At 69.0% G+C, this 26,581-nt stretch carries 22 protein-coding genes and 2 tRNA genes; 8 read left to right on the forward strand and 16 right to left on the reverse strand.

Going from position 1 to position 26,581, the window contains the following annotated elements:
- Positions 1-6 precede the first annotated feature (6 nt).
- Complete coding sequence (locus A3OM_RS0105465) at positions 7-573, reverse strand: hypothetical protein (RefSeq protein WP_018042724.1); 567 nt, start codon at positions 571-573, stop codon at positions 7-9.
- A 327-nt stretch (positions 574-900) separates the two neighbouring features.
- Between A3OM_RS0105465 and A3OM_RS0105470 the strand changes: the two genes are divergently transcribed.
- A complete protein-coding gene (locus A3OM_RS0105470; protein ID WP_018042725.1) occupies positions 901-2,778 on the forward strand; it encodes a calcium-binding protein in 1,878 nt (625 codons plus the stop codon).
- A gap of 168 nt (positions 2,779-2,946) precedes the next feature.
- On the opposite strand, the gene A3OM_RS25700 is transcribed toward A3OM_RS0105470, so the two are convergent.
- The 4 genes from A3OM_RS25700 to A3OM_RS0105490 all read right to left on the reverse strand — a co-directional run bounded on the left by A3OM_RS25700 (position 2,947) and on the right by A3OM_RS0105490 (position 4,147).
- Complete coding sequence (locus A3OM_RS25700) at positions 2,947-3,162, reverse strand: hypothetical protein (protein WP_156465605.1); 216 nt, start codon at positions 3,160-3,162, stop codon at positions 2,947-2,949.
- 134 nt (positions 3,163-3,296) lie between these two features.
- Positions 3,297-3,372 (reverse strand) — tRNA-Ala (locus A3OM_RS0105480).
- Between the two features lie 130 nt (positions 3,373-3,502).
- A tRNA-Ala gene (locus A3OM_RS0105485) sits at positions 3,503-3,578 on the reverse strand.
- 179 nt (positions 3,579-3,757) lie between these two features.
- Positions 3,758-4,147 (reverse strand): TIGR02300 family protein, encoded by a 390-nt coding sequence (locus A3OM_RS0105490; protein WP_026175741.1) that lies wholly within the window; start codon positions 4,145-4,147, stop codon positions 3,758-3,760.
- 250 nt (positions 4,148-4,397) lie between these two features.
- Between A3OM_RS0105490 and aroA the strand changes: the two genes are divergently transcribed.
- Both aroA and cmk read left to right on the forward strand, forming a co-directional pair.
- Positions 4,398-5,747, forward strand: a complete 1,350-nt coding sequence (gene aroA, locus A3OM_RS0105495) for a 3-phosphoshikimate 1-carboxyvinyltransferase (protein WP_018042728.1) — start codon at positions 4,398-4,400, stop codon at positions 5,745-5,747.
- 5 nt (positions 5,748-5,752) lie between these two features.
- Positions 5,753-6,385, forward strand: coding sequence for a (d)CMP kinase (gene cmk / locus A3OM_RS0105500; protein ID WP_018042729.1), 633 nt, complete (start codon positions 5,753-5,755; stop codon positions 6,383-6,385).
- Positions 6,386-6,392: 7 nt separating this feature from the next.
- Here cmk and A3OM_RS0105505 read toward each other — a convergent pair whose 3' ends face one another.
- Together A3OM_RS0105505 and hrpB are read right to left on the reverse strand one after the other, a co-directional pair.
- A complete protein-coding gene (locus A3OM_RS0105505) occupies positions 6,393-6,836 on the reverse strand; it encodes a DUF805 domain-containing protein (RefSeq protein ID WP_018042730.1) in 444 nt (147 codons plus the stop codon).
- Entirely contained in the window at positions 6,833-9,319 is a 2,487-nt protein-coding gene (gene hrpB, locus A3OM_RS0105510; protein ID WP_026175743.1) for an ATP-dependent helicase HrpB, read from the reverse strand. Before hrpB ends, A3OM_RS0105505 begins: the two co-directional genes overlap by 4 nt.
- A gap of 217 nt (positions 9,320-9,536) precedes the next feature.
- Between hrpB and A3OM_RS0105515 the strand changes: the two genes are divergently transcribed.
- A complete protein-coding gene (locus A3OM_RS0105515) occupies positions 9,537-9,857 on the forward strand; it encodes a hypothetical protein (protein WP_026175744.1) in 321 nt (106 codons plus the stop codon).
- Positions 9,858-9,990: 133 nt separating this feature from the next.
- Complete coding sequence (gene mutS / locus A3OM_RS0105520; RefSeq protein ID WP_018042733.1) at positions 9,991-12,744, forward strand: DNA mismatch repair protein MutS; 2,754 nt, start codon at positions 9,991-9,993, stop codon at positions 12,742-12,744.
- A 12-nt stretch (positions 12,745-12,756) separates the two neighbouring features.
- Here the strand turns inward: mutS and A3OM_RS0105525 are convergent, their stop codons facing one another.
- Positions 12,757-13,236 carry a response regulator gene (locus A3OM_RS0105525; protein ID WP_018042734.1) on the reverse strand — a complete coding sequence of 160 codons (480 nt, stop codon included), beginning with the start codon at positions 13,234-13,236 and terminating at the stop codon, positions 12,757-12,759.
- A complete protein-coding gene (locus A3OM_RS0105530; RefSeq protein WP_051074371.1) occupies positions 13,233-14,327 on the reverse strand; it encodes a PAS domain-containing protein in 1,095 nt (364 codons plus the stop codon). Before A3OM_RS0105530 ends, A3OM_RS0105525 begins: the two co-directional genes overlap by 4 nt.
- A 393-nt stretch (positions 14,328-14,720) precedes the next feature.
- On the opposite strand from A3OM_RS0105530, the gene A3OM_RS23485 reads away from it, so the two are divergent.
- Both A3OM_RS23485 and A3OM_RS0105540 read left to right on the forward strand, forming a co-directional pair.
- The gene (locus A3OM_RS23485) at positions 14,721-16,181 is read left to right on the forward strand and encodes an AmpG family muropeptide MFS transporter (RefSeq protein WP_018042736.1); all 1,461 of its coding nucleotides are present in this window, start codon (positions 14,721-14,723) and stop codon (positions 16,179-16,181) included.
- A complete protein-coding gene (locus A3OM_RS0105540) occupies positions 16,178-17,140 on the forward strand; it encodes an EcsC family protein (RefSeq protein ID WP_018042737.1) in 963 nt (320 codons plus the stop codon). The genes A3OM_RS23485 and A3OM_RS0105540 overlap by 4 nt, the downstream gene beginning before the upstream one ends.
- A gap of 9 nt (positions 17,141-17,149) precedes the next feature.
- On the opposite strand, the gene A3OM_RS0105545 is transcribed toward A3OM_RS0105540, so the two are convergent.
- Complete coding sequence (locus A3OM_RS0105545; protein ID WP_245257833.1) at positions 17,150-18,472, reverse strand: leucyl aminopeptidase family protein; 1,323 nt, start codon at positions 18,470-18,472, stop codon at positions 17,150-17,152.
- A 248-nt stretch (positions 18,473-18,720) separates the two neighbouring features.
- Between A3OM_RS0105545 and A3OM_RS0105550 the strand changes: the two genes are divergently transcribed.
- Positions 18,721-19,530, forward strand: a complete 810-nt coding sequence (locus A3OM_RS0105550) for a tetratricopeptide repeat protein (RefSeq protein WP_018042739.1) — start codon at positions 18,721-18,723, stop codon at positions 19,528-19,530.
- 8 nt (positions 19,531-19,538) lie between these two features.
- Here A3OM_RS0105550 and A3OM_RS0105555 read toward each other — a convergent pair whose 3' ends face one another.
- The 6 genes from A3OM_RS0105555 to A3OM_RS0105580 form a co-directional block, all read right to left on the reverse strand.
- Complete coding sequence (locus A3OM_RS0105555) at positions 19,539-20,501, reverse strand: type II secretion system F family protein (RefSeq protein ID WP_018042740.1); 963 nt, start codon at positions 20,499-20,501, stop codon at positions 19,539-19,541.
- 6 nt (positions 20,502-20,507) lie between these two features.
- On the reverse strand, positions 20,508-21,476 hold the full coding sequence (locus tag A3OM_RS0105560) for a type II secretion system F family protein (protein WP_018042741.1): 969 nt from the start codon (positions 21,474-21,476) through the stop codon (positions 20,508-20,510).
- Positions 21,473-22,921, reverse strand: a complete 1,449-nt coding sequence (locus tag A3OM_RS0105565) for a CpaF family protein (RefSeq protein ID WP_018042742.1) — start codon at positions 22,919-22,921, stop codon at positions 21,473-21,475. Before A3OM_RS0105565 ends, A3OM_RS0105560 begins: the two co-directional genes overlap by 4 nt.
- Positions 22,922-22,948: 27 nt before the next feature.
- Positions 22,949-24,193: an AAA family ATPase gene (locus A3OM_RS0105570; protein WP_018042743.1), complete on the reverse strand. Its 1,245-nt coding sequence runs from the start codon at positions 24,191-24,193 to the stop codon at positions 22,949-22,951.
- Positions 24,194-24,264: 71 nt separating this feature from the next.
- Positions 24,265-24,999 (reverse strand): CpaD family pilus assembly protein, encoded by a 735-nt coding sequence (locus A3OM_RS0105575; protein WP_018042744.1) that lies wholly within the window; start codon positions 24,997-24,999, stop codon positions 24,265-24,267.
- Positions 25,000-25,075: 76 nt separating this feature from the next.
- On the reverse strand, positions 25,076-26,551 hold the full coding sequence (locus tag A3OM_RS0105580; RefSeq protein ID WP_026175747.1) for a type II and III secretion system protein family protein: 1,476 nt from the start codon (positions 26,549-26,551) through the stop codon (positions 25,076-25,078).
- Positions 26,552-26,581 lie beyond the last annotated feature (30 nt).

Genomic DNA, 26,581 nt, shown 5'->3' on the forward strand with positions numbered 1-26,581 from the left:
GCTCGCCTAGACCTCGCCCCTGGCGAGGATGGCGCCCGTATAGGTCTCGCTGACCTCGCAGATCGGACGCCCCGACCGGTCCGAGAGGATCGCCTCGATGGCGAAGACGAGATCCGACGGGCCGGGAACACCCGCATCCCGCGGCCACAATCTCAGCAGCCGGAGGTTTCGGCGTTTCGGGAACAGGGTGTGGACCACCCGGCCGAAGGGAGCCTCCGTCCTGTCGAGGGACAGGTTCATCTCCGTCGTCAGACGCGCCGGGACGTACCAGTTCTCGGCCTGCGACAGGACGTAGCCGGCACAACTCAGGCGGACGTGCCGGTAGCGAACCGCCTCTCCGTGGGACAAAGCCAGCCGCCGGCTCTGCACCGGGCTCGGGAGCCGTTCGGGACCCGGAACCCGCGTCGCCACCAGACGGGCCTCCGACGCGAGCCGACGCTCCTCGCACCAGCCCTCCAGCACCGTCGTCGCGCTGTCGCCGTTCAGGAGCCGTGTGCTCAGGGTCTCGATCAGCGCCTCGGCGTCCGAAGCGGAGCGCGAGGTGAGGGCGAGCGGTGTTGCGGGACGCGTCATGACCCCGGATTATCATGCGGCGCTTGCCTGCACACGCCGTCGCCGTAGCGCCGGTCATGCAGCATCGTCACGCGGAGCGGGATCGCCGGCCTCCGACAGGGCTGTGCCGGGGGATGGAGGGCCGCGCCGAAGGCCGGCATGGGCAGCCGAGCAATACCCCGGCCCGGACGACCAACCTCCAATCTTCCCACGTCCGGATGACGGCCATCACTGCGTCGTCGCACAAAGACTATTTGATCTCGGACACGACCGGGGTATCAACACCCGCCATTCCTTTTCGAACACTTCGAATTCAACACGAATCATTGATTTGACGGCGGGGCGAACATGTCGGTGGTCAATCTCACACCCGGTAACGACAGCTACCTGGATGCGCTCGGCCAGAGCGATACCATCAATGGCATGGCAGGCGACGATGTCATCTCCGGCCTCGACGGGAAGGATCGGATCGACGGTGGCGCCGGATTCGATATCGCCAATTATGCGAACGATTTTCGGAACAATGGCACGAAGGGCGTCATCGTCAACTTCGCCACCGGCAAGGCCACGGATGGATTCGGCAGCGCCGATACGCTGATCTCCATCGAAGCGGTGATGGGAACGCAACTCGCCGACAAGCTTACGGGAGGCAATGTCGCCCTGGACATCACGGGGGAGTATTTCTACGGGCTCGCCGGCAAGGACGTGATCGACGGCGGCAGCGGTTTCGACGAGGTCCGCTACGATCGCGACGCGGCCTTCGGCGGCACGCAGGGTGTCACCGTCAATCTCACCACCGGCAAGGCCGTCGACGGGTTCGGGACCGTCGATACGCTTCGCAACATCGAATCGGTGCGAGGCACCGCCTATGACGACAAGCTCTCGGGCGGGGACACCGACCCGAACAGCGCGAACAACTTTTTCCTCGGCCTCGGCGGGAACGACACCATCGATGGCGGCTCGGGCTACGACGAACTGCGCTACGACAAGGACGCCAGTTTCGGCGGCAACAGCGGCGTCACCGTGAACCTCGCGGCGGGGACCGCCATCGACGGGTTCGGCACCACCGATACGGTCAGCAACATCGAAGGCGTGCGTGGAACCCGATACGCCGACAAGCTGCACGGCAACGACACGAACGACCGGAGCTTCGACAGCCTGATCGGCCTCGCCGGTGACGATACCCTCGACGGCGGCGGTGGCAACGACGCGGCCCGCTACGACAGGGACGCGAGCTTCGGCGGGCTCCAGGGCGTGACCGTCAACCTCGCGAAGGGCACCGCCACGGACGGGTTCGGCAACCACGACACGCTGATCAGCATCGAGGTCGTGCGCGGCACGCAATATGTCGACATCCTGACCGGAGGCAACGCCGCGAGCGCCGCCTACGAGGGGTTCTACGGGCTCGGCGGTAACGACACGATCAACGGCGGCAAGGGCTTCGACGAGGTTCGCTACGACAGGGACGTCGACAATGGCGGCGGCTCGGGCGTCACGGTCGATCTCGCGGCCGGCACGGCGACGGACGGCTTCGGCACCACCGACAAGCTGATCGGGATCGAGGCCATCGTCGGCACCCAGTTCGACGACCACCTGACCGGCGATAGCCTTGCGAACCGCTTCACCGGCCACGCCGGAAACGACACGATCGACGGTGGGTCCGGCATCGACACCCTCGATTTCCGGAACGACGACCTTTTCGGCGCCGTCAATGGCGCCATCGTGGATCTCGGCGCCGGCACCGCGACCGGCACCTTCGGCAGCACCTATACCTTGACCTCCATCGAAGCCGTCCTCGGCTCGGTCTTCGCCGACGCCATCACGGGGAGCAAGGTCGCCAACACCCTCGTGGGCAATGCCGGCGATGACCGGCTCGACGGCCTGCTCGGCAAGGACGTCCTCACCGGCGGAGCGGGCAGCGACACGTTCCGCTTCAGCACCGCCTTCTCCGCCGCCAACGTCGATCACATCACGGATTTCGAGACCGCCGATACGATCGAGATCGCGAAGGCGGTCGCCCCGGTCCTGCCCACGGGCACGCTGGCCGCCACGGCGTTCAAGGATCTCTCCACCGGTTCGGCGGATTCCAGCGACCGCATCCTCTACGACCGCAGCACGGGGACCCTGTCCTACGACAAGGACGGCAGCGGAAGCGCCTCGGCGGTGACGTTCGCCGTGCTGGATCACCCGATCGCGCTCACGTACCAGGATTTCCACATCGTCTGAGCGGGATCGTCTCCCACAGGCCGGTCGCGCCACGCATCGCGGCGTGATCGGCATCGGACACGGGTATCCGAGGCCTATGCCGGGGCGGGGCGGCGACGTCCCTGCCCGACCGATGGGCGGGGCAAGCGGATTGCCCGCTCACGAAGCCCATGGGCCGAGGCGCACCCGTCACGCGCCGAAGACGAACAGGTCGCTCTGCATCTCCCTCACGTCAAAGCTTCCCGTATCGGGCAGGATGATCTCGATGGACCGATCAGAGCCGACGTCTTCCGCAATCGAGCTTGCGACCGGACATACGCACGATTGAATTTCGAAGGGCGACACCATTCCGCGCGGTAGAGTTATCACCCCACAAGCCGCGGCATTCGCGATGCCAAGACGCATCGGTGTTCCGGGGAACGCGCGTGGCAGCATCGACCAGGGAGGGACAACGGCCTTGCCGGCGATCTTGGAAAGTCAGTGGTCGGGGCGGGACGACACACGGCCCTGGAGAGGATGGGCAGGCGGCTGAAAGTGAATGGTGGAGCCTAACGGGATCGAACCGATGACCTCTTCCATGCCATGGAAGCGCTCTCCCAGCTGAGCTAAGGCCCCACATTCCAGGACAATCGCGACGCCGTCTCGCGAATGTCGTCATCTTCGGTGAACCTCACCGAGACTGGTCTTGTCCGATTCGTTTGACGGCGCCCCTCGGGGCGACATCCGCGAACCGGATGAAAAGAAATGGTGGAGCCTAACGGGATCGAACCGATGACCTCTTCCATGCCATGGAAGCGCTCTCCCAGCTGAGCTAAGGCCCCACTTCTGGGACCACCGCAACACGTCTCGCGATGGTCGTTCCGCCAATCTGCCTCGCGGCGTCCGGCGGAGGCGGTTCTATATTCGGGCCGTTGCCTGGACTCAAGCCCCTAATCGCATTCATCGCCGAGAATTTTCGGCGCTGGGCCTCGGGACAGGCAAAGCGAGGCGGGGACGCGCCTCAGCTTTCTTCGTCGTTCTCGATATCGCCGTCGATGAGATCGGCCACGTCGTCGTCGCCGGTATCTTCCTCCTCGAGGAAGGTGTCGTCGGCGTCGGTCGAATCGGCGTCGTCGTCGCCGGTCGTGGTATCCGCTTCGTCCTCGGCGGCCTCGACCTCGTCGAGGGACACGATCTCGGGACCGCCCTTCTCGGCGTCCGTATCCTCGTCGTCGTCAGCCGGAACGGCCGCGGCGCGGGAGGCGAGGGCGGGAGCGGCGATGCGCGACGTCGCGGCGGCCTGATAGATGGTCCCGCATTTCGGGCAGGTCGCGGGATCCTTGTCGAGATCGTAGAATTTCGCGCCGCAGCTCATGCATTGACGCTTCAAGCCGAGTTCCGGTCTGGCCACGGGCGAACCTCTGATAGGGATTTGGGAGAGGCGCCCCGTTAGTCGGGTGAAACCGTCCTGTCAAATGCTCCCGCGCCGGCGATCCACCGCGTTCGGCCCGAACCGCGTCCGGATTCGACCCCACGCAGGCCGCGACGGGTCGGATGACGCCGCCCCGCCTGCGTGGTAACCGGCCCCATGACGTCGCCGCCGGCCGAAGGGTCGGCTCCGACGGCCCGACTGCGCCAGAAGCCGAAAAGTCATCATTCCCGTGTCGCACACTTCCGAACCGCAGCCCCTGACCGCTTCCGCCGGCTCGCCCTTGCGCGGCGCGCTGCGGCCGCCGGGCGACAAGTCGATCTCCCACCGGGCGATGATCCTCGGTCTCCTGAGCATCGGTGAGACCCGCATCGAGGGCTTGCTCGAAGGCGACGACGTCCTTCGCACGGCGGAGGCCGCCAGAGCCCTCGGAGCCGGGATCGATCGTCTCGGGGAGGGGCGCTGGGTCGTGCGCGGCGTCGGCATCGGCGGAATGACCGATCCGGCCGGCGTGCTGGATTTCGGCAATGCCGGCACGGGCTCGCGCCTGATGATGGGCGTGGTCGGCGGACAGGACGTCACCGCGACCTTCGACGGCGACGCCTCCCTGCGCAAGCGCCCCATGCGCCGCATCCTCGATCCGCTGATCCGCATGGGCACGCAGGTTCTGAGCGAGGAGGAGGGCGGCCGCGTGCCCCTCACCCTTCGCGGGCCGAGGGAAGCCATTCCGATCACCTACGAGACTCCCGTCGCCTCGGCGCAGATCAAATCCGCCGTGCTCCTCGCCGGCCTCAACGCGCCGGGGACCACGACGGTGATCGAGGCGGCGGCGACCCGGGACCATAGCGAGCGGATGCTCCGCCTGTTCGGGGCCGAGGTAATCGTGAGCCCTCACGGACCCGGCGGCCATGGTCGCAGCATCGCCCTCACGGGCCAGCCCACCCTGCGCGGCACCGACGTGATCGTGCCGGCCGACCCGTCCTCGGCGGCCTTCCCCCTGGTGGCGGCCCTCATCGTCCCGGGCTCCGAAGTGACGATCGAGGGGGTGATGATGAACCCGCTGCGCATCGGCCTCATCACGACGCTGCTGGAGATGGGCGCCGATATCGAGCGTCGTAACGAGCGCGACGAGGGCGGCGAGACCGTGGCCGATCTCCATGTCCGCGCCAGCCGCCTCAAGGGCGTCGACGTGCCGGCCGAGCGGGCCCCGGCGATGATCGACGAATATCCCGTCCTCGCCGTGGCCGCCGCCTTTGCCGAGGGCGTCACCCGGATGAACGGGCTGCACGAACTGACGGTGAAGGAATCCGATCGGCTCGCCGCCGTGGCGGATGGTTTGCGCGAGAACGGCGTGACCTACCGGATCGAGGGCGACGACCTCATCGTCGAGGGCGACGGCTCCGCCGCGCGTGGCGGCGGCACCGTGGCCACCCATCTCGACCACCGCATCGCCATGGCCTTCCTGGTGATGGGCCTCGCGACGAAGCAACCCGTGACCGTCGATGACGGCGCGATGATCGCCACCAGTTTCCCGAGCTTCCTGCCGACGATGCGGGCGCTCGGCGGCCGCATCGCGGAGTGAGCCCCATGCCGATGGTCATCGCGATCGACGGACCCGCCGCCTCGGGCAAGGGAACCCTCGCCAAGCGCCTCGCCGCGCATTACGGGCTGCCGCATCTCGATACGGGTCTGCTCTACCGGGCCGTGGCCCTCACCGTCATCGATGCCGGCTGCAATCTCGACGATCACGCCGCCGCCGCTCGGGCCGCCGCGACGCTGATCGCCGACCGGCTCGCCGACCCGAGGCTGCGCGAGCGGGCGATGGGAGACGCGGCCTCGCGCATCTCGTCGATCCCGGCGGTGCGCGCGGCCCTGCTCGCCTGGCAGCAGCGTTTCGCCGGCGGTGCCAGCGGTGCCGTCCTCGACGGGCGCGACATCGGCACGGTGGTCTGTCCGCAGGCCCAGGTGAAACTGTTCATCACCGCCGCCGCCGAGGAGCGCGCCCGGCGCCGACACCTCGAACTCCTGCGGCGCGGCGAGTCGGCGAGCCTCGGGGCGATCCTGTCCGACATCGTCGCCCGCGATGCGCGGGACGCGCAACGCTCGACGGCGCCCCTCAAGGCGGCCGCCGACGCCGTCCTCCTCGACACCACCGAACTCGATGCGGACGAGGCCTTCGAGGCGGCCCGCGCCGTGGTGGACCGGGCGCGCGTCCACTGACACCCGCTTACCGCTCGGGCTCCGGCCCGTAGCGGTTCGGGCCGGGCGTACCCCGCCGGCAGATGGTTTCCACGAAGAACCACAGGTTGAACCCGGTCATGGCCAGCGTGGCGGCGATCACGGGCCACGGATAGACGTCGGCGAGAGTCTCGAGCGGCGCGAAGCCAGCCAGGGTGGTGATGACGTCGGGCAGCATCCACCATCCCGTCCGGCCCCGGTCGTGCAGGCGCCGGATCGTCGCCACCATGAGCAGGACAGCTATTCCGGCCACGCTGACACCGACGATGGCGAGGCCCGTGAACCGCGCATCCAGCGACGCGGCAAGGATGGCGACGCTGCCGGAGACGAAGAAAAGCAGCAGCATCCCGATCAATCGGCGATGATAGCTCCGGCGGGACATCCGTCCTCGCGGATCGAAGAGCGCCGCGAACGAATCAAGCGTGTTCATCATGTCCCCCTCGGCTTCACCCGCCGGGTCGGCGGCTCGGTCAACGGATCGTCCGGCCAGGGATGGCGCGGGTAGCGCCCGCGCATCTCGGCGCGCACGGCACTCCATGAGCCGCGCCAGAAGCCGGGCAGGTCCTTCGTGATCTGGATCGGCCGCGACGCCGGTGACAGCAGGTGGAGAACCAGCGGCACCCGTCCGCCGGCGATGGCGGGATGGCGGTCGAGGCCGAACAGCTCCTGCACCCGGACGGCCAGGACCGGACCGCCCTCGGCATCGTAGTCGATGGGAATGCGCGACCCCGTGGGCACCTCCACATGGGTCGGCGCCTCCGCGTCGAGGCGGTGACGCATGTCCCACGGGAGGAGTGCGTTGAGGGAGCGGCCGAGATCGTCGGCTGTGACGGCGTCGAGGCCGGTGCGTCCCTCGATCTCCGGCGCGAGCCAGTTCTCCACCGATGCGCTCAACGCCGCGTCGGAGAGGTCGGGCCATGCTTCGCCCTCGGCCGCGCGCAGGAAGCTCAGGCGGGACCGCCATTGGGCCAGGGCCGGCGTCCAGGGCAGGCTGTCGAGGCCGAGCCCGGCGATGCCCCGCGCCAGGATGACGGCCGATGCCGCATCCAACGGTACCGGCAGGATCCGCTCGCCGAGGGTCGCGGCACCGAGGCGGCGGGAGGCGCGCGCCCTCAGGGACCGGGAGCCCTTGTCGAACACCACCTGGGTGACGGAGTCGATCCGTTCCGCGAACGCGGCCTCGATGTCGTCCAGGGTGATCGTGGCAGCGGCGAGGATGCGCCCGGAGGCCGCCGTGCCGGCGATGTCGGCCACCACGAGGAAGGGTTCGCGGGCAAGGGCCGAGGCCGGGTCCACGCGCCCGGCGCGTCCGTTCGCCATGACGAACTCGCCGTCCCGCCCCCGCGAGCGGGCGACGCGGTCGGGATAGGCCAGCGCAAGGAGCGCTCCGGCCCCGGAAACATCGGCCGTCGGCACCGCGCCCGCGAATCCGGCGGCCTGCTCGGCCCAGCCGCGCGCCAAACGTCGCATGTCGGAGGCGCGGGTTCCGCGGTCGCGGGCGAACCGGTCGGCGCGGACGGAGAGGTCGGCATCGTCGCCCCCGAGGCCGCGCTCCACCAGGATCGCGGCGAGATCCGCCGCCTCCCGCGCCCGCCCGAACCCGGCCGCCGCGACCACCATCCGGGCGAGGCGCGGGGGGAGGGGGATGGCGCGCAAGGCCCGCCCCGTCTCGGTGAGCCGCCCGTCGCCATCGAGGGCGGCGAGATCGCGCAGCATCGCGCGCGCCTCCGCCAGGGCGGGAGCGGGCGGGCCATCGAGGAACGACAGGGTGGCTGGGTCGGAGACGCCCCATGCGGCGCAGTCGAGGAGCAGGCCGGACAGGTCGGCGGCCAGGATCTCCGGCCGCGTGAAGGGTTCGAGGGCGCTGGTCGCCGCCTCCGACCAGAGGCGATGGCAGATGCCCGGCTCGGTCCGCCCCGCGCGACCGCGCCGCTGGTCCACCGAGGCGCGGGAGGCGCGGGCGGTGACGAGGCGCGTCAGGCCGATGCCGGGCTCGTAGAGCGGCACGCGGGACAGGCCGGAATCGACCACGATCCGGACGCCCTCGATGGTGAGCGAGGTCTCGGCGATGCTGGTCGCCAGCACCACTTTCCGGGTTCCGGGCGGGGCGGGCGCCACGGCGCGGTCCTGCTCGGCCGGGGGGAGGGCGCCGTAAAGCGGCGCGATCTCGGTACTCTCGTCGACCCGTTCGGAGAGGAGCGTCGCGACCCGACGGATCTCGCCCTGTCCGGGAAGGAAGGCGAGGACGGAGCCGGGATCGGCCCGCAGGGCGCGCAGGATGGCGTCGGCCATCGCATCCTCGATCCGCCGGTTGGGATCGCGCTCCGTGTGGCGTGTCTCGACCGGATAGGCCCGGCCTTCGGATTCGACGATCCGCGCATCGCCCATGAGGCGTGAGACCCTCGCCCCGTCGAGGGTCGCGGACATGACGAGGATGCGCAGGTCGTCGCGCAGGCCGGACTGCGCGTCGAGGGCGAGGGCGAGCCCGAGATCGGCGTCGAGGGAGCGTTCGTGGAACTCGTCGAAGATCACCGCGCCGATGCCGGACAGCTCCGGATCGTCGAGGATCATGCGGGTGAAGACCCCCTCCGTGACGACCTCGATCCGCGTCGCCCGCGAGATCTTCGAGCCGAGGCGGACGCGCAGCCCCACGGTCTCGCCCACGCGCTGACCGAGGGTGGCGGCCATGCGCTCGGCCGCGCCGCGGGCAGCCAGGCGCCGTGGTTCGAGGAGGATGATCCGGCCGGCCGCGCCGAGCCACGGCGCGTCGAGAAGGGCCAGCGGGACACGGGTGGTCTTGCCGGCTCCGGGGGGCGCCACAAGCACCGCCGATGGGCCGGCGTCGAGGGCCGCGAGAAGGCCCGGCAGGGCCGCATCGATCGGCAGGGCAGCGGAGGGGGAGGGGTTTGTCGCCATCGCGGATGTGGTGGTGCGGGCAAGCGGGAGGATGCGCAACCCCGTTTCGCCATGCCGGCGCGGATCACGTGCGCGATGCGAAAATCATCCCATGATCCTCATGCGTTCGGCGGCTTTTCGCTGCGTAATCGTGCATCGAAAAGAATGGGAACGGAGTCCGGGCAAACGACTTGTTGCCTCGACGCGCGCGGCGCGATCCGAACGGATGGACTACTCGATGACCAAGATTGCACTTGCCCTGGCGGCAGGAACCTTTTTCAGCGCCCTCGGCCTCGGCGCCGCTTCCGCCGCCCCGGCCATGCCGGCCGCTCCCGTGATCGCCGGCGATACGCTCGCCACCGAGGTCGTCAGCCGCGGTCATCACCCGGGCTACGCCAGCCATCGCGGCATGCGCCATCGCCACCACCATCACCGCCACGGCATGCGCCACCGCCGCGCCCCGGCCGCCTACAGCCACGGCGATCCGAACTCCCGCAACCCGCAGCAGCCAGGCTACATGCAGCGCAAGGGCACCACGACGGGCGGCCCGCGCTACTGAGCCGTCCTTCGGCTTCATCGTCGGAAGGGCCGGTGCGGAGACGCATCGGCCTTTTTTCGTGGGATCACGGTTCTCCCCAGATGATGCTGGCAGGGGCGCTGATCCGGTCCGGCGGCCTCTGCTATGATGGCGCATGTCCCAACGCGCCGCCCGCTCCAGCCCGAAGACCAGCGTCCCGGCCGAGGAGACGGTGAGCGCCTCGCCCCTCGACATCGCCGGCGCGACGCCGATGATGGCGCAGTACATCGAGATCAAGGCGGCCAACACGGATTGCCTCCTGTTCTACCGGATGGGGGATTTCTACGAACTGTTCTTCGAGGATGCGGAGATCGCATCGCGTGCCCTCGGCATCGTCCTGACCAAGCGCGGCAAGCATGGCGGGGCGGACATCCCCATGTGCGGCGTGCCGGTGGAGCGCTCCGACGATTACCTCAGCCGCCTCATCGCCCTCGGCCATCGCGTCGCGGTCTGCGCCCAGACCGAGGACCCGGCGGAGGCCAAGAAGCGGGGACCGAAATCCGTGGTGCGCCGCGAGGTCGTCCGCCTCGTCACCCCCGGCACGATCACCGAGGACCGTCTCCTCGACCCGTCGCGCGCCAGCGTCCTCCTCGCTCTCGGCCGCCGCAAGTTCTCGGAATCCGGCTACGCCTACGGCATCGCCGCCGTCGACATCTCCACCGGCCGGTTCTCGCTCAGCGAGGTTCCCGAAGGCGAGCTGGGTGCTGCCATCGCCCGCCACGATCCGCGCGAGATCGTGCTTTCCGAGGCGATCCATTCCGACCCGTCGCTCGCCGGCCTCTGGCGCGAGGTGAAGGCCCCGGTCACGCCCTTGGCGCAGGCGGAGCTCGAACCGGCCTCGGCGGAACGGCGGATCAAGGAACAGTTCGGCGTCTCGACCCTCGACGGGTTCGGGCAGTTCGGGCGGGCCGAACTCGCCGCCGCCGGCGCGGCCCTGCTCTATATCGAGCGCACGCAGATCGGCGCGCGGCCCGCCCTGTCGCCGCCGACCCGGGAGACGAGCGGGGCGACGCTGGCCATCGACGCGGCGACCCGCGCCAATCTCGAACTCACCCGGACCCTCTCGGGCGAGCGCACCGGCAGCCTGCTCGACGCCATCGACCGCACCGTGTCGGCCATCGGCGCGCGGCTGCTGGCCGAGCATCTCGCCGGCCCTCTCACCGACCTGTCGGCGATCACGCGCCGCCACGAGGCGGTGTCGTTCCTCGTGGAGGACAGCGCCCTTCGCCGGAGCCTGCGCGACGCCCTGGCGCGGGCGCCCGACATCGCCCGCGCCCTATCGCGGCTCGGCCTCGGGCGCGGAGGGCCGCGCGATCTCGCGGCCCTGCGCGACGGTCTCGACGCGGCCCTGGCGATCTCGCAGCGGTGTGGAGAGGTGAAAGCCTTGCCGGAGGATCTCGCCGGCATCGTCCAGCGCCTCGGCACGGTGGATGCCGATCTCGTCGAGCATCTGCGCGCGGCGCTCGCCGACGACCTTCCCCTCAACCGACGCGACGGCGGCTTCGTGCGCGCCGGCTACGATGCCGAGATCGACGAGGCCCGGCTGCTCGGTCAAGATTCACGCAAGGTCATCGCCGGGCTGCAGGCGCGCTATGCCGAGGAGACCGGCTGCCGCACCCTGCGGATCAAGCACAACAACATGCTCGGCTACTACATCGAGGTGCCGCAGGCAGTGGGCGAGGCCTGCCTCAAGGGCGCCTTGCGCGAGACGTTCATCCATCGCCAGACCATGATCGATGCCATGCGGTTCTCGAGCGTGGAACTGAACGATCTGGAGAGCCGCATCTCGGGGGCGGCCGACCGGGCGCTGGCCCTCGAGACCGAGGTCTTCGATGCGCTGGCCGCTCGGATCATGGCCCAGGCCGAGACCGTCGCCGCCATCGCCGACGCCCTGGCCAGCCTCGACGTCACCGCCTCCCATGCCGAACTGGCTGTGGAGCGGGATTGGCGCCGCCCCTTCGTCGATGACAGTTTCAGCTTCGTCGTCGAGGGCGGCCGCCATCCGGTGGTGGAATCGGCCCTGCGGCGGTCCGGCGAGCCGTTCATCGCCAACGATTGCGACCTGTCCGGCGAAGGGCGCGGCCGCATCCGGCTCATCACCGGGCCGAATATGGGCGGCAAGTCGACCTTCCTGCGCCAGAACGCCCTCATCGCCGTCCTCGCCCAGATGGGCGCCTTCGTACCGGCCACCCGCGTGCATCTCGGGGTGGTGGACCGGCTGTTCTCGCGGGTCGGCGCCGCCGACGATCTGGCGCGCGGGCAATCGACCTTCATGGTCGAGATGGTGGAGACGGCCGCGATCCTGAACCAGGCGAGCCGGCATTCCCTCGTCATCCTCGACGAGATCGGCCGAGGCACTGCGACCTTCGACGGTCTCTCCATCGCCTGGGCCTGCCTCGAATACCTCCACGAACAGAACGGATGCCGCGCGCTCTTCGCCACCCATTTCCACGAACTCACGGCCCTGAGCCAGCGTCTCACGCGGCTCGACAACGCGACGCTGAAAGTGGCCGAGCACAAGGGCGAAGTGGTGTTCCTGCACGAGGTCGTACCGGGCGTGGCCGAGCGGTCCTACGGCCTTCAGGTCGCGCGCCTCGCCGGCCTGCCCGCCGGGGTCATCGCCCGGGCCGGCTCGATCCTGAAAAACCTGGAGAAGGCGGAGCGCGACCGCCCGACCCGTCCGCGCATCGACGACCTGCCGCTCTTCGCCAGCCTCGCCCCGCCGCCCCTGCCGGAGGTGCAGGCTCCAGCGGCGGACGATGCCCTGCGGCAGGAGCTGGACCGGATCGATCCCGACGCCCTGACACCGCGCGAGGCGCTGGAGGTGCTCTATCGCCTCAAGAAGACGGCTCGCGACGACATGAACTGAGGCCGGAAGGCGTCAGGGCCTCGCCCCGCCCCAGGGCTTCTGCGACCAGAGGGCATCCTCCGCCACGCCCTCCGACGCCGGCCGGAACCCGTCCGATCCGTGCGGCTCGGGTTGCCCCCCGGCCCGGATCGCCGCCACGTAGCGCAACGCGCCCGCGACCGCGCGTTCCGAATAGGGCTTGGCGATGACGCCCAACGCACCGGCGAAATCCGCGGGGATGCGCTTGTCGTTGGCGGTCATGAACACGACGCTGGTGCGCGGGTCGAGGCTCAGGATCCTCGCCACCTCGACCCCGGTCGGGCCGTCGATGAGGTGGATGTCCACCAGGGCGATGTCGGGGGAGGTCGCCCGCCCGAGTTCGATGGCTTCGGCCGAGCTTGCCGCCACCCCGGCGATGACGTGGCCGAGATCTTCCAGAAGGCATTGGAGTTCGAGGGCGATGAGCGCCTCGTCCTCGACGACGAGGATACGAAGTCCGTCCCCGCCGCTCACCCTGCCTGCCCTAGCGTGGCTTCACGCGGCGCGGACGTGGCGGGTCTGGGGCTCTCCGATTGAAGGGGAATCACGATCTCGACGCGCGTACCCGAACCGGGTTCGTGCCAGGTGATGACCCCGCGCAGCTGCTTCACCACCATCTCCACCAGGGAACAGCCGAACCCGGCCGGGTTCGGCGCCGCGGCATTCCGTCCGATCCCGTCATCCTCGATCTGGAGGCGCAGGCCGGTCTCGCACCGGCGGGCGGAAATGCTGACCCGTCCTTCGCGATCGTTCGGGAAGGCGTGGCGGACGGCGTTGGTGGCGAGTTCGTGCAGCATCAGGGCCAGGGGTGCCGCGATGGCGGCCGGCAGGGAAATCGGGTCGACCTCTGCCGTGACCGCCGTGCGCGCCGGGTCGATGCCGGCGGTGAGGTCGGACATGAAATCGTCGGCGAACTCTTCCAGATTGAAGCGGGTCACGTCCCCGGCCGAATAGAGCATGCGATGCACCATGGAAAGCGCGCCGATGCGCTCGGCCATGCCCTGAAGGGCATCGCGCGCCTCGCCCTGGGGAGTTCGCCGCGCCTTCAGCAAGACCAGGGAGGAGATGACCTGCAGGTTGTTCTTGACCCGATGATCGACCTCGTGGAGCAGCGCGGTCTTCTCCTCCAGGGCGGCCCGCAGGTCTGCGGTCTGCTCGTGAACCTGCCGTTCGAGCTCGTCGTTCGTTTCCTGCAGGGCGAGTTCGAGAGCGTGCTTCTCGGTCATGTCGGCCTGGGCGGCGTAGTAATACACCAGCTCGCCCGAGTCGTTGCGGACCGGCGAGATCGTCATGGCGTTCCAGAAAGAGGAGCCGTCCTTCCGATAGTTGCACAGCTCGACCTCGACGGGTGCCTGCCGCCTCAAGGCGTCGCGGATGGCATCGATCGTCCGCGGATCGCTGTCCGGCCCCTGGAGCAGGCGGCAGTTGCGGCCCTGCAGGTCCGCGCGCGCATAACCGGTGAGCGTCAGAAAAGCGTCGTTGACCCAGACGATGGGGTTGTCGGCAAGGCGAGGGTCAGTCACCACCATGGGCGTGGGACTGGCGTCGAAAGCCATGGCGAACATCTTGGCATCCACGGAGGCGTTCCCCACCGGGCGAAGTCCGGCCGAAACCTGATTGTTGCTGCTGCCCATCATCCTGACATCACGCTTGTACCACCGCCCTCATCCGATGACAGCAGCACTTCGACGGCACAGACCGAAACGACCGCCTCGGCAAATAGATCGGGAGGATATTTCCTCGTTACGTCGACTCGCCGGCAAGGAATATGTCTCATTGCGAGCCAATAGCTACCTACAAAGTATGCGCATTCATTAAGTTCCTGGTTACCATTCTTCATTCCAGTCACACGAGGCGGCACTGGCCGTACCGCGCCGTGACGACCCCTTGGACGAACCGGCGTCCGGCGAACATGGCAGCCGACCCTAAAGGGTCATAAGCCTTCAGGAGTTCCACGAATGGCTCAGAGTGCAGAGGTATCGGGAAAGGCGCGCACCAAGCTCGCCTTGCGGGATATTGTCGAGGATCCCCGCATCGTCCTGATGCTGGCCCTGGGCTTCTCGTCCGGCCTGCCGCTGCTGCTCGTGCTCGGCACCTTCTCCACGCGGCTCGCTTATTCCGACGTGGACATCAAGGCGATCGGCCTCTTCAGCTATCTGGCGCTGCCCTACACCCTCAAATTCCTCTGGGCGCCGCTCATCGACCGTTTCGACGTGCCCGTCCTGAGCGCCCGCATCGGCCGCCGGCGCTCGTGGATGATCGCCACACAGGTCGCCGTCGCCCTCGCGCTCTCGCTCATGGCCACGGCCAACCCGGCGAGCAGCCTCGTCCTCCTCGGCCTCGGGGCTTTTCTCGTGGCGATCTGCGCCGCGACGCAGGACGTCGTCATCGACGGATGGCGCATCGATGCCGCCGGCACCGATCTCCAGGGCGTCATGGCGGCGACCTCGAACCTCGGCTACCGGCTGGCGCTCATGTGCGCCGGGGCGGGCGCCCTGTTCATCGCCGACTGGGCCGGATGGTCGGTGGCCTATTTCAGCATGGCCGGGCTCATGGGCGTCGGCATGATCGCCGCACTCCTCGCTCCCGCCTTCGACAGGGAGCACGCCGAGGCTTTGGACGCCGCATCGGCGCAGCCGGCCGGCGCACCGGCGAAGGCCTGGTCGTTCCGCGCCGCCGTGCTCGAACCCCTCACCGAATTGCATACCCGCCTCGGCCCGGGCCTGTGGGCGATCCTCATCCTGGTCGCTTTCTACCGCATGCCGGATTTCATCTCAGGCGTGATGGCGAGCCCGCTCTACCGGCAGATCGGGTTCACCCTGACCGAGATCGGCGCGGTGTCAAAGCTCTACGGCATCTGGGTCGGCATCGCGGGCGCCTTCGTCGGCGGCTGGGCGATGACCCGGTTCGGGCTGTTCCCCACCCTCGTCGCCGGCGCATTCCTGGGCGCGGCCTCCAACCTCTCCTTCTCGTGGCTGTCCTATGGCGGACCGGAAGTCTGGCGCCTGACCGCCGCGATCTCCATCGACAATTTCTGCGGATCCTTCGCCGGAATGGCGCTGATCGCCTACATGTCGAGCCTCACGGCGCCGGGCTTCGCGGCCACGCAATACGCGCTGTTCTCGTCGCTCTACGCCCTGCCGGGAAAGCTCGTGGCGGGCACGTCCGGCTTCATGGTCGCCAGCTACGGTTACCCGGTCTTCTTCGCCTTCACGGCGGCGGTGGGCATCCCGGTGCTGATCCTGTGCTTCTTCGTCGGGCGCGCCGGTGAACGCAGCGCGGCCCGCGCCGCCGCCGAGACCGCCGCCTCGGGCGACACCGAGACCGTGAGCGGGAACCATCCCGCGGGCCTCACGCTTGCTTCCAGCGATCGACCCGGCGCGCCGGCGCCCGAAACACGGATGAGACCGCAGACGTGAGCAACATTTCCCTCGTCGACGATACCCGCTCCATCCCGGCCGAAGCGTCGGCCGGCCCGGACCTCAACGATGCCGACCGCGCCGCACTCGTGCGTGCCGTCCGCACGCTGGAGACGCCCGGCCTCGCCGCGCGCCTGTCCGCGGTGGCGGGGGCTCCCCTCGACATGATCAGCCGCAGCCTTCCGGCGCCCGTGACCGACGCGGTGTCGCGCGCCACGGAAGGGGCCATGCGGACGGCCCTGCGCGTGGCCCTCGCGACCCTGCCGGAGGCCGAGAAGACCATCGTCCCGGCCTCGGCCGCCGGGGCGACCGCCGTGCCGGTGCTCGACGACCTCCCCGTGCCCGCGGCGAGCACGGCGGGCGAGCGCTTCGCGCGCTTCCTGCCCACCGGCGATTTCGGACACAAGGCGATGGCGGCCCTGTCCGGCGCCGTGGGCGGTGCCTTCGGCATCGCGACCCTGCCGGTGGAACTGCCGGTCTCGACCACGCTGATGCTGCGCTCCATCGCGCAGATCGCGCGGGAAGAGGGCGAAGACCTGTCGGACCCGGAAAACGCCCTGGCCTGCGTCCAGGTCTTCGCGCTGGGCGGACGCAGCGGCGCCGAGACGGCGCTGACGGAGAGCGGGTATTTCGCCGTGCGCGCCGCACTCGCCAAGACCATGTCGGAAGCGGCGCGCTATGCCGGCAACCGCGCCCTGCTCGATGAGGCGGCCCCGGCCCTGATCCGCTTCTCCACGCAGATCGCGGCGCGGTTCGGCCTCGTCGTCTCGCAGAAGGTCGCGGCGCAGGCGGTACCGATCCTCGGCGCGGTCGGGGGGGCGGCCGTGAACACCGCCTTCATGAACCATTTCCAGGCGATGGCACGCGCCCATTTCACCGTGCGCCGCCTGGAACGGACCTATGGCAAAGACGTGGTGCGCGTCGCCTATATCGCCGAGAAGGCGCAGCTCGCGGCCTGAAGTCGCCCGCTACCGGGCCGGATAGCGCTCCTTCAGGAGGGCGTAGACGAGGCGGGCGGTCTGGACCTCGCCGCCTTCCGGCCTGCCGGGCTTGGTCGAGGGGTTCCAGCCGTACAGGTCGAAATGCACATGCGCCCGCGTGCCCGGCGCGAACCGCCGCAGGAACAGAGCGGCGGTGATCGCCCCGGCGAAGGGGCCGCCGGAGACGTTGTTGAGGTCCGCGACCTTGGAATCGAGCAGGCTGGCATAGGGCTTGTGGAGCGGCAGCCGCCAGACCGGGTCGGCGGCGACCTGTCCCGCATCGTAGACGGCCGAGGCCAGGGCGTCGTCTTCGGTGAAGAAGGCCGGGAGATCCGGCCCCAGCGCGACCCGCGCCGCTCCGGTGAGGGTGGCAAAATCGATGAGGAGATCGGGCTTCTCCTCGTCGGCCAAAGCGAGGGCGTCGGCGAGGATCAGGCGCCCCTCGGCATCGGTATTGCCGATCTCCACCGTCAGCCCGGCGCGGCTCCGGAACACGTCGCCGGGCCTGAACGCGTTGCCGGCGATGGCGTTCTCGACGGTGGGAACGATGACGCGCAGGCGCAGGTTCAGGCCGGAGCCCATGATCATCGCGGCGGCGGCGAGGGCGGCGGCGGAACCGCCCATGTCCTTCTTCATCAGCAGCATGCCGCTCGACGGCTTGATGTCGAGGCCGCCCGTATCGAACACCACGCCCTTGCCGACGAGGGTCACTTTCGGAGCGTCCGCGTCTCCCCAGATCATGTCGATGAGGCGGGGCGCGCGGGGGGAGGCCGCGCCGACCGCGTGGACGAGGGGGAAATCGCGGGCGAGCTCCGAGCCTTCGGTCACGGAGATCGCCGCACCGTGGCGATCGGCCAGGGCTCGGGCGACGGCCTCGATCTCCTCGGGGCCGAGGTCGTTGGCGGGCGTATTGACGAGGTCGCGCCCGAGGGCGACCGCCTCGGAGATCCGGCGGATCTCGGCGGCATCGACACCCTCCGGGGTCACGAGGACGGGGGCCTTCGGCTGCGGCTTGCGGTAGCGCGTGAAGCGATAGCTTCCGAGCAGCCAGGCCAGGCAAGCGGCCTGCCCGTCGAGGAAGGGCCGGGGTTCGAGCCGGTAGGTTCCGGGGGGCAGCAGCGCGGGCAGCTTGCCGACCAGGAACGGATCGGCTCCGTCCCCGAGGCCGAACAGGACCCGATCCACGCGGCCATCCTCGGCGGGAAGCAGCGCCACACGCCCGGCTTTCGGCTGAAAGTCGGTCGCCTTGGCGAAGGCCCTGTGCCTCGCGCCGAGTTCCGCTTCGAAGCTGCTCCAGTCCTCGCTCCGGATGCAGAAGATCGGGAGGGCGGCGGGATCGTCGGCGCTGAGATGGGGCAGGGTCGGATCTCGGGGGCATTGCGTGGCGCGGCCGGCTGACCCTTGGACGCCCTGAAGTGGGGTTAACCGGCGATTAGGGTTAACGGTCTATCACCGCACGACCGGCGACGTGAAGCGTCGACCGGCAGGCTCGTGCGGAGCACGTCATGGTGTCGTTGCGTTCAAACCAGCCCTCGTCATCGCGGCCGGCCCGGACGGGGATGACGCTCCCGCTGCGTCTCGCCGGCGTGACGCTGCTCGGCCTCCTGGCGAGCGCCTGCCAGTCGGGCTCGCCGGAGACCACCGGCTCGATCGGCGGGCTCTCCCTCAAGACGTTCGGGCGTGCGCCGGGCCGCGAGGTGGTGACCCTGCGCGACGTCGATGCGCTCGGCCAGAAATACAATGCCGATCAGAACGATGTCGGCCTCGCCCTGCGCTATGCGCAGGCGCTGAAGGCGACGAACCAGAAGCCGCAGGCCGTGGCCGTGCTGCAGCAGACGGCCCTGCGCAACGCCAAGAACTCGGCCGTGCTGGCGGCCTACGGCAAGGCCCTGGCGGAGGTCGGACGGTTCACCGAGGCCGCCGAAGTGCTCCAGAACGCCCATACCCCGGCCCGGCCGGACTGGCGCGTGCTCTCCGCCCAGGGCGCGGTGGCCGACCAGATGGGCGACCATGCCCGCGCGCAGGGCTTCTACGAGGCCGCCCTGAAGATCCAGCCGGACGATCCCACGGTCCTGTCCAATCTCGGCCTCTCCTACGCTCTGGCGAGGCAACTCGATCAGGCGGAGACCGTGATGCGCAACGCCGTGGCCCAGCCGCGCGCGGATGCACGGGTGCGCCAGAACCTCGCTTTGGTCCTCGGACTGAGGGGCAAGCTCGCGGAGGCGGAGGAACTGACCCGGGGCGACCTGACCCCGGAGGAGGCAGCCGCGAACGCCGCCTCCCTGCGGGCGATGACCGCCCAGGCCCGGGCGCAGAAAGCCCCCAGATCCTCCAGCCGCTCGCTCGCCGGCGAGATGCCGCGGGGCTGAGCGCCGCCTCAGCGGTAGATCTGGATGATCGCCGGGGTCAGGATCACGACGAACAGCACCGGCAGGAAGAACAGGATCATCGGCACGGTCAGTTTCGGCGGCAGGGCGGCGGCCTTCTTCTCGGCGGCGTTCATGCGGTGGTCGCGGCTCTCCTGCGACAGCACGCGGAGGGCCTGGCCCACGGGTGTGCCGTAGCGCTCGGCCTGGATCAAGGCGGTGGTGACCGCCTTGACGGCATCGAGGCCCACACGGTTGCCGAGGTTCTCGAACGCCATGCGGCGATCGGGCAGGTAGGACAGTTCCGCCGCCGTGACGGCGAGTTCCTCCGCCAGCGCGACCGACTGGGTCACGGTTTCGATACTGACCCGGCGGATGGCGTGCTCCACCGACATCCCGGACTCGACGCAGATCAGGGCGAGGTCGAGGGCATCGGGCCAGGCCGCCTGGATCTCGGCCTGACGCTTCTTCGTGGCATTGAGCAGGTAGAGTTCCGGTCCCTTAATGCCGAGCAGCAGGGCCGCGATGACCATCATGAGACGAACGGTGACGGAGTAGTCCAGCACCTTCAGGACGAACAGATAGAAGACCGCCGCCAGTCCGACCGCGATCGGGGTGATCATGCGAAAGAACAGGAACCCGGTCTCCGCGCCCGGCGAGCGGTATCCGGCCATGATCAATTGCCGCCGGGCGGTATCGGTGCCGAGCCAGCGGCTCAGGTTGAACTGGTCCACGACCCGCTTCATGTACGCTTTCGGCGCCACGCGCAGGGTGGATCGATTGTTGAGCCGGTCACGCTCGCGGCGGCGCAGCTCCTCGCGCTCGTCGCCGATCAGCTTCATGCGCTTGTTGAGCTTGTCGGGCTCCAGAAGCGGCTGCAGCAGGGCGAAGGCCGTCGCCGCGGCCGCCACCCCGGCCAGAACCATGCCGATGAAGCGCGGATCGATGAGCTTTTCGCCGATGAGGGACAACATGGGCGGTCAGACCTCGAAGCTGATCATCTTCTTCATCACGAAGACCCCGATCGACATCCAGATCGCGGAGGCGACGAGGGCCATCTTGCCGGTATCCGTCGTCCAGAGCAGCGAGACGTAAGCCGGGCTCGACAGGTAGGTCAGCACCGCCACGATGAAGGGCAGGGCCGCGATGATGCCGCCCGAGGCCTTGGCCTCCATGCTCATGGCCTGGATCTTCCCGGCCATCTTCTTGCGCTCGCGCAAGACCTTGGAGAGGTTGCTCAGGGCTTCCGAGAGATTGCCGCCGGACCGGCCCTGGATGCCGATGACGATGGCGAAGAAGTTAACGTCGGAGACGGGCACCCGCTCGTACATCCGCACCATGGCATCGCCGAGGCTGAGACCGAGGGTCTGGGATTCCACCACCTGGCGGAACTCACTGCGGATGGGCTCCTCGGCTTCCCGCGCGATGATGCGGAAACAGTCGCCCACCGGGATGCCGGCGCGCACGCCGCGGGTGATGATGTCGATGGCGGTGGGCAGTTCGGCGATGAAGGCGGCGATGCGCCGCTTGCGCAGGACGCTCAGCATCCACAGGGGCAGGCCGAACCCGCCGGCGAACAGGGCCGCCAGGGTCGCGAGCTTGTGCGAGGTCAGGACGAAGACGAAGAGGCCGGCGACGATGGCCATGAGCACGGAGACGAGACGGAACTTCTGCTTCGTCCAATCCAGGCCGGCCCGGGCGATCCTGAGTTCGAGCGTGACCTTCGTCCCGCCGCGCTTGGCTTCGACTTCCTTCAGGCTCCTGGCCACCTGCTCGCGCCGGCTGGCCGTGACCGCGCGACTGCCGGGGGACGTCACCACGCTGACCGCTCGCATGCGCTTGGCCGCGCGGTTCTCCCCCGACAGGAGGGGGGTCAGCACCACATAGGCGATGGCCCCGGCCGCCACCGCCGCGAGCCCGACGGCGAGGGGCATCTGCAGCGCGTTCATGGGTTGCCGGCGCCGTCGGCCGCCGCATCGAGGGCGGCGGCCAGGGCCTTCTCCTCACCGTAATAGCGTGCGCGCTCCCAGAAGCGCGGACGGCCGATGCCGGTGGAGCGATGGCGCCCGACCAGCCTGCCGTTCGCGTCCTCGCCGAGCACATCGTAGACGAAGAGGTCCTGGGTGATGATGACGTCGCCTTCGAGCCCCATCACCTCGGTGATGTGGGTGATGCGGCGCGAACCGTCGCGCAGGCGCGTCGCCTGGACGATGATGTCGATCGACCCGACGATCATCTCCCGCAGGGTCCGCGAGGGCAGGCTGAACCCGCCCATGGTGATCATCGATTCGATACGGGCCAGCGCCTCGCGCGGCGAGTTGGCGTGGAGGGTGCCCATCGAGCCGTCATGGCCGGTATTCATGGCCTGGAGCAGGTCGAACGCCTCCGGGCCACGTACCTCGCCGACGATGATCCGCTCCGGCCGCATGCGCAGGCAGTTTCTCACGAGGTCGCGCATGGTGACCTGCCCCGACCCTTCCATGTTCGCGGGCCGGGTCTCGAGGCGGACGACGTGGGCCTGCTGCAGCTGCAGCTCGGCCGCGTCCTCGCAGGTGATGATCCGCTCGTCCTCGTCGATGTAGCGCGTCAGGCAGTTCAGCAGGGTGGTCTTGCCGGACCCCGTACCGCCGGAAATCACCACGTTGCAGCGGACGCGCCCGATGATCTGCAGGATGCGGGCCCCTTCGGGCGAGATCGCCCCGAAGGTCACGAGCTGGTCGAGGGTGAGCTTGTCCTTCTTGAACTTGCGGATGGTGAGAACCGGCCCGTCGATGGCGAGCGGCGGCGCGATGATGTTGACGCGGGACCCGTCGGGGAGGCGTGCGTCGCAGATCGGCGAGGATTCGTCGACGCGCCGGCCGACCTGGCTGACGATGCGCTGGCAGATGTTCATCAGCTGCTGGTTGTCACGGAAGCGCACGTTGGTCAGCTGGATCTTGCCCCCGACCTCGATGAAGGCCCGGTTGGCGCCGTTGACCATGATGTCGGCGATGTCGTCGCGGGCCAGAAGCGGCTCCAGCGGTCCGTAGCCGAGGACATCGTTGCAGATGTCGTCGAGGAGTTCCTCCTGCTCGGCGATGGACAGGACGATGTTCTTGAGGCCGATGATCTCCGAGACGATGTCGCGGATCTCCTCGCGCGCCGATTCGACGTCGAGGCGCGAGAGCTGCGCCAGATCGATGGCCTCGATCAGCGCGCCGAAGATCATGCTCTTGGTGCGGAAGTAATCCTCCGATTTCACCGCCTCCCGGACGGGGACGAGCCGCTCCACCTGCTGGGTCTTCGCCAGGCCCGGCTGGTCGTCGAGGACGGGAATCGGAACCTGCGGCTTTGGCGCGGACGGAACCGCGACCGCCTTCGGGATCTCCGAGGCCGGGCTCCTCCTACCGAACATGACGGACCTCCACGCAGCGCGCCGCCATCACGACGCCTTGCGTCGGGACAGCCGCGACAGGAGAGGCTCGAACAGGTTCCCGCGGACACGACGCGTCTCGGAACGCCCGATCATGCGCGCGGCGAGCTCCGAGAACACGTCCGAGGCCTTGGCGCCCGCCTGGACCTCGGCGATCATCTGACCGTTGTTGGCCGCCGTGCCGAACAGGGCCGGATCGTAGGGGATCGCGGCCGTCAGCGTGGCGTCCAGGGCCTTGGCGAACTCACCGGCCGAGATCTCGGGGCGCTTCGGCACGCCGACGCTGTTGAGGACGATGCGCGGCCGGGCGTCGTTGGGCCGGTTCTGCTGCAGCAGGGTCAGCAGGTTCTTGAGATTGCGCAGGGAGGCGAGCTCCGGCTGGCCGACGACGATGATCTCGTCGGACGAGATCAGCAGGCGCCGGGTCCAGGCCGACCAGGTATGGGGCACGTCGAGGACCACGCAAGGCACGGCGGCGCGCAGGAGGTCGATCAGGTTGTCGAAGGACGGCTCGGTGAGGTCCGTGGTCCGTTCGAGGGTGGCCGGCGCGGAGAGCAGCGAGAGGTTGTCGCTGCATTTCGAGAGCAGGCGGTCGAGGAGGTTGGAATCGAGGCGCTCGGGCGCGAAGACCGCCTCCGCGATCCCCTGCGGCGGGTCCTGGTTGAAGTTGAGGCTCGCCGTACCGAAGGCGATGTCGAGATCGGCGATGACCGTCGCCATTCCATGCTCGCGCGCCACGGTCCATGCCAGGTTGTGGGCGATGGTGGAGGAGCCCACGCCGCCCTTGGCGCCGACCACCGCGATGGTGCGGCCGACCGGCTTGGCACCGGGCGCCGTGAACAGGTCGGACAGGGCCTGGATCAGGACGATCGGCTCCACCGGCGCCATGAGATACTCGCTCACGCCGCGCTGGATGAACTGGCGGTAGAGCTGCACGTCGTTCACGTGGCCGATGACGACGACCTTCGTCCCTTCGTCACAGACCTCCGCCAGGGAATCGAGGATCTCCAGGGGACGCGACTTCGTGCCCTGCGTCTCGATGATGACCACGTTGGGCGTGGGCGCGTGGCGGAACGCCTCGACGGCGGCGGGGCCGCCGCCCATCTGGATCTTGATCTGGGCCTTCTGCAGCCGCCTGTCGCTTCCCGCCGCCTCGATCGACGCGGCCGTCTCGCCCGTCTCGCAGAATGCCTGGATCGTGATCCGCGGCACCGGAGCGATGACGCGCTCGGGTGACTCGTTGAAGTCAGGCATGGGGCGGGGTCCGGGCTTTGGGTGACAACGAGGGCCGAAGCTCTGTCGAACGACGGGAGGGGACGCGCCGATCAGTTCTCGATGGCCGCCTTCACCGACGTCTTCCCATCCTGACGCCATATGGTTGATGGATCCTTGCCCTCGCGCAGCTTATTGATGTCGACGGTGCGCCGGATCGAGTCGATGCGCCCTTCCGGCCGGCCGCGAACGAGATCGACCGGATCGGCCACCTGGCTCGCCACATTGGCCTGCATGGCGCATCCGAGATTCCAGTGGGCCTCGTTGCGCGAGGAGAAGCCCGGGCTTCCCACGCCGAGATCCTGGGGCCAGACGCCGCATTGGCTGGCGACCTTCGCCTCCATGCGCTGGAAGCTGAGCCGCAGCGGAGCGGCGAGGAACGGGTCCGCCACCGCGTAGCCGGTGACGATCATCTGCCGTCCGCCGATGCCGTTGTCGGCGCCGAGCCTGCGGATCGCCGCCCCGGTCCGCTCCACGGCGGCACCCTGCGACGGCGAGACCCCGCGCGGGATGTCGAGGATGAGGGTGCCGCGCCCGTAGCGGCGGAATTCCAGTAGGAAGGCTTCGATATCGGCACGCTGTCGCGGATCGACATGGCCGGTCCCGGTGACGAAGACGTCCAGCGAGCGCGTGGCATCGGCGAGCACGATGGGATGGCGGACCCGGTAATCGGCCGGATAGAGCGAGCCGGTGGTCTCGGCGCGGTCGGCACGGCACGCACCGAGGGCGGTGGCCAGGGCGATCGACGCGAGGAGTGCGACGGGGGAGCGGAAGGGAAGGAGTGACATTGAGGGGTCGGGTCCTGAGGGTGCCTGGGCCGCTTCGTCCTGAGAAATCGTGGCGTCGCGATCTTAGATCGCCGCGTCAGTCCGTGATGAAGCCGACGCGGCCACGGTAATTGGCGCCCAGCGGCGCGGCGCCGCCCGAGCCGTAGACCCGGTTCAGGCGGCCGAGCAGGATACCCTGACCGTCCTGGGCATCGATGAAGCCGTCATCCGGCCGCACGACCTGCTTCGCCTCCATCGCCTTGGCGATGTAGGGCGTGACCATGATCATGAGTTCGGTCTCCTGCCGCTGGTAGTCCCGCGAGCGGAACAGGGCACCGAGGATGGGCAGGTTCACGAGGCCGGGCAGTCCACCGACGGCGGCCTTGCTGCGCTGCTGGATCAGGCCGGCGGTCATCATGGTCCCGCCGGAGGCGAGTTCGACGGTGGTCTCGGTCTTGCGCAGGGTGAAGGCGGGCACCGCGACAGTGGAATCGCCCTGGACGAAGGTGAAGGAGTTGGTCTGGTCGATCTCGGAGACTTCCGTGGCGACGCGCACGGAGATACGGTTCTCCGCCATCACCACGGGGGTGAAGTTCAGGGTCACGCCATAGGTCTTGAACGCGATGCCGATGGAGCAGACGCCCCCCGTGCAGTTCTGAGAGGCAGGCACGGGAATCTCCCCGCCGGCGGTGAACTTCGCGGATTCCCCCGAGATCGCGGTGAGGGTCGGCTCGGCGAGGATGCGTGAGACGCCGGCCTGTTCGAAGGCCCGCAGGGTGGCCGAGACACTCGCCCCGCCGCCTCCGTTGATCGTCGCCTTGATCTCGTTGCCGTTCGGAAACTGGCCGCCATTGAGACCGAAGGGCGCGACGTTCGCGAGGTTGAGGCCGGACCAGTTGCCGCTGAGATTGACGCCGAACTGCTTCAGCACGGTCCGGGCCACCTCGACGACGGTGACGCGGAGCATCACCTGATCCTTGCCCCGGATGGTGAGGTTGTTGATGACGGCGCCCCGGGCCCCGGCTCCGCCGGGGGCGCCGCCGGCCTGGCCGACGAAGGCGGTCGCGATGTCCATGGCCTGGGCCGACTCGGCCGCCGAGCCGACGAAGCCCGACAGGATCAGCGAGTCGCCGGCGGTCCGGATGTCGAACCGCCCGCCCGCAATGCTCTGGAGCAGGATCCGCCGCAGGGTTCCGAGCTTGAGGTCCCGCGCTACGGTGACGTCGAGGGCGGTGATCTGGCGGCCTTCGGCGTCCATGATGAAGATCGAGGTCGCGCCGTCCTCCATGCCGATGACGAAGACCTTGCGGGTCGAGCGCACGACGGCGTTGGCCACCTTCGGATTGGCGACGAAGACCTCCTTGGCGTCGCGCGGCAGGTCGATCACCAGGGAGCGCCCGGTCGTCAGCTCGACGCGACGCGAGGTCCCGGATTCGTTGCCGCCGACATCGACGATCGGGGCGGCCGTGAACCCGTCCCGCGGCGCAGCCACGGCGGTGGCGGCGAGGACCAGGCCGGCGAGGGTCGCGAGAACGGACAGGCTGCCCACGCGGACCCGGTGTCTCGTGGTCATCTGAGAATCCTTCATCATCGCGCGGTTCGG

The organism is Methylobacterium sp. 88A (genome assembly GCF_000376345.1).
Taxonomy (GTDB): Bacteria; Pseudomonadota; Alphaproteobacteria; order Rhizobiales; family Beijerinckiaceae; genus Methylobacterium; species Methylobacterium bullatum.

Excerpts from the sequence above, each read along its gene's own strand:
- A3OM_RS0105465 (WP_018042724.1), bottom strand. The coding sequence starts at position 573 with ATGACGCGTCCCGCAACACCGCTCGCCCTCACCTCGCGCTCCGCTTCG.
- A3OM_RS0105470 (WP_018042725.1), top strand. The coding sequence starts at position 901 with ATGTCGGTGGTCAATCTCACACCCGGTAACGACAGCTACCTGGATGCG.
- A3OM_RS25700 (WP_156465605.1), bottom strand. The coding sequence starts at position 3,162 with ATGCGTCTTGGCATCGCGAATGCCGCGGCTTGTGGGGTGATAACTCTA.
- cmk (WP_018042729.1), top strand. The coding sequence starts at position 5,753 with ATGCCGATGGTCATCGCGATCGACGGACCCGCCGCCTCGGGCAAGGGA.
- A3OM_RS0105505 (WP_018042730.1), bottom strand. The coding sequence starts at position 6,836 with ATGATGAACACGCTTGATTCGTTCGCGGCGCTCTTCGATCCGCGAGGA.
- hrpB (WP_026175743.1), bottom strand. The coding sequence starts at position 9,319 with ATGGCGACAAACCCCTCCCCCTCCGCTGCCCTGCCGATCGATGCGGCC.
- A3OM_RS0105515 (WP_026175744.1), top strand. The coding sequence starts at position 9,537 with ATGACCAAGATTGCACTTGCCCTGGCGGCAGGAACCTTTTTCAGCGCC.
- mutS (WP_018042733.1), top strand. The coding sequence starts at position 9,991 with ATGTCCCAACGCGCCGCCCGCTCCAGCCCGAAGACCAGCGTCCCGGCC.
- A3OM_RS0105530 (WP_051074371.1), bottom strand. The coding sequence starts at position 14,327 with ATGTTCGCCATGGCTTTCGACGCCAGTCCCACGCCCATGGTGGTGACT.
- A3OM_RS23485 (WP_018042736.1), top strand. The coding sequence starts at position 14,721 with ATGGCTCAGAGTGCAGAGGTATCGGGAAAGGCGCGCACCAAGCTCGCC.
- A3OM_RS0105550 (WP_018042739.1), top strand. The coding sequence starts at position 18,721 with ATGACGCTCCCGCTGCGTCTCGCCGGCGTGACGCTGCTCGGCCTCCTG.
- A3OM_RS0105555 (WP_018042740.1), bottom strand. The coding sequence starts at position 20,501 with ATGTTGTCCCTCATCGGCGAAAAGCTCATCGATCCGCGCTTCATCGGC.
- A3OM_RS0105560 (WP_018042741.1), bottom strand. The coding sequence starts at position 21,476 with ATGAACGCGCTGCAGATGCCCCTCGCCGTCGGGCTCGCGGCGGTGGCG.
- A3OM_RS0105565 (WP_018042742.1), bottom strand. The coding sequence starts at position 22,921 with ATGTTCGGTAGGAGGAGCCCGGCCTCGGAGATCCCGAAGGCGGTCGCG.
- A3OM_RS0105570 (WP_018042743.1), bottom strand. The coding sequence starts at position 24,193 with ATGCCTGACTTCAACGAGTCACCCGAGCGCGTCATCGCTCCGGTGCCG.
- A3OM_RS0105575 (WP_018042744.1), bottom strand. The coding sequence starts at position 24,999 with ATGTCACTCCTTCCCTTCCGCTCCCCCGTCGCACTCCTCGCGTCGATC.
- A3OM_RS0105580 (WP_026175747.1), bottom strand. The coding sequence starts at position 26,551 with ATGACCACGAGACACCGGGTCCGCGTGGGCAGCCTGTCCGTTCTCGCG.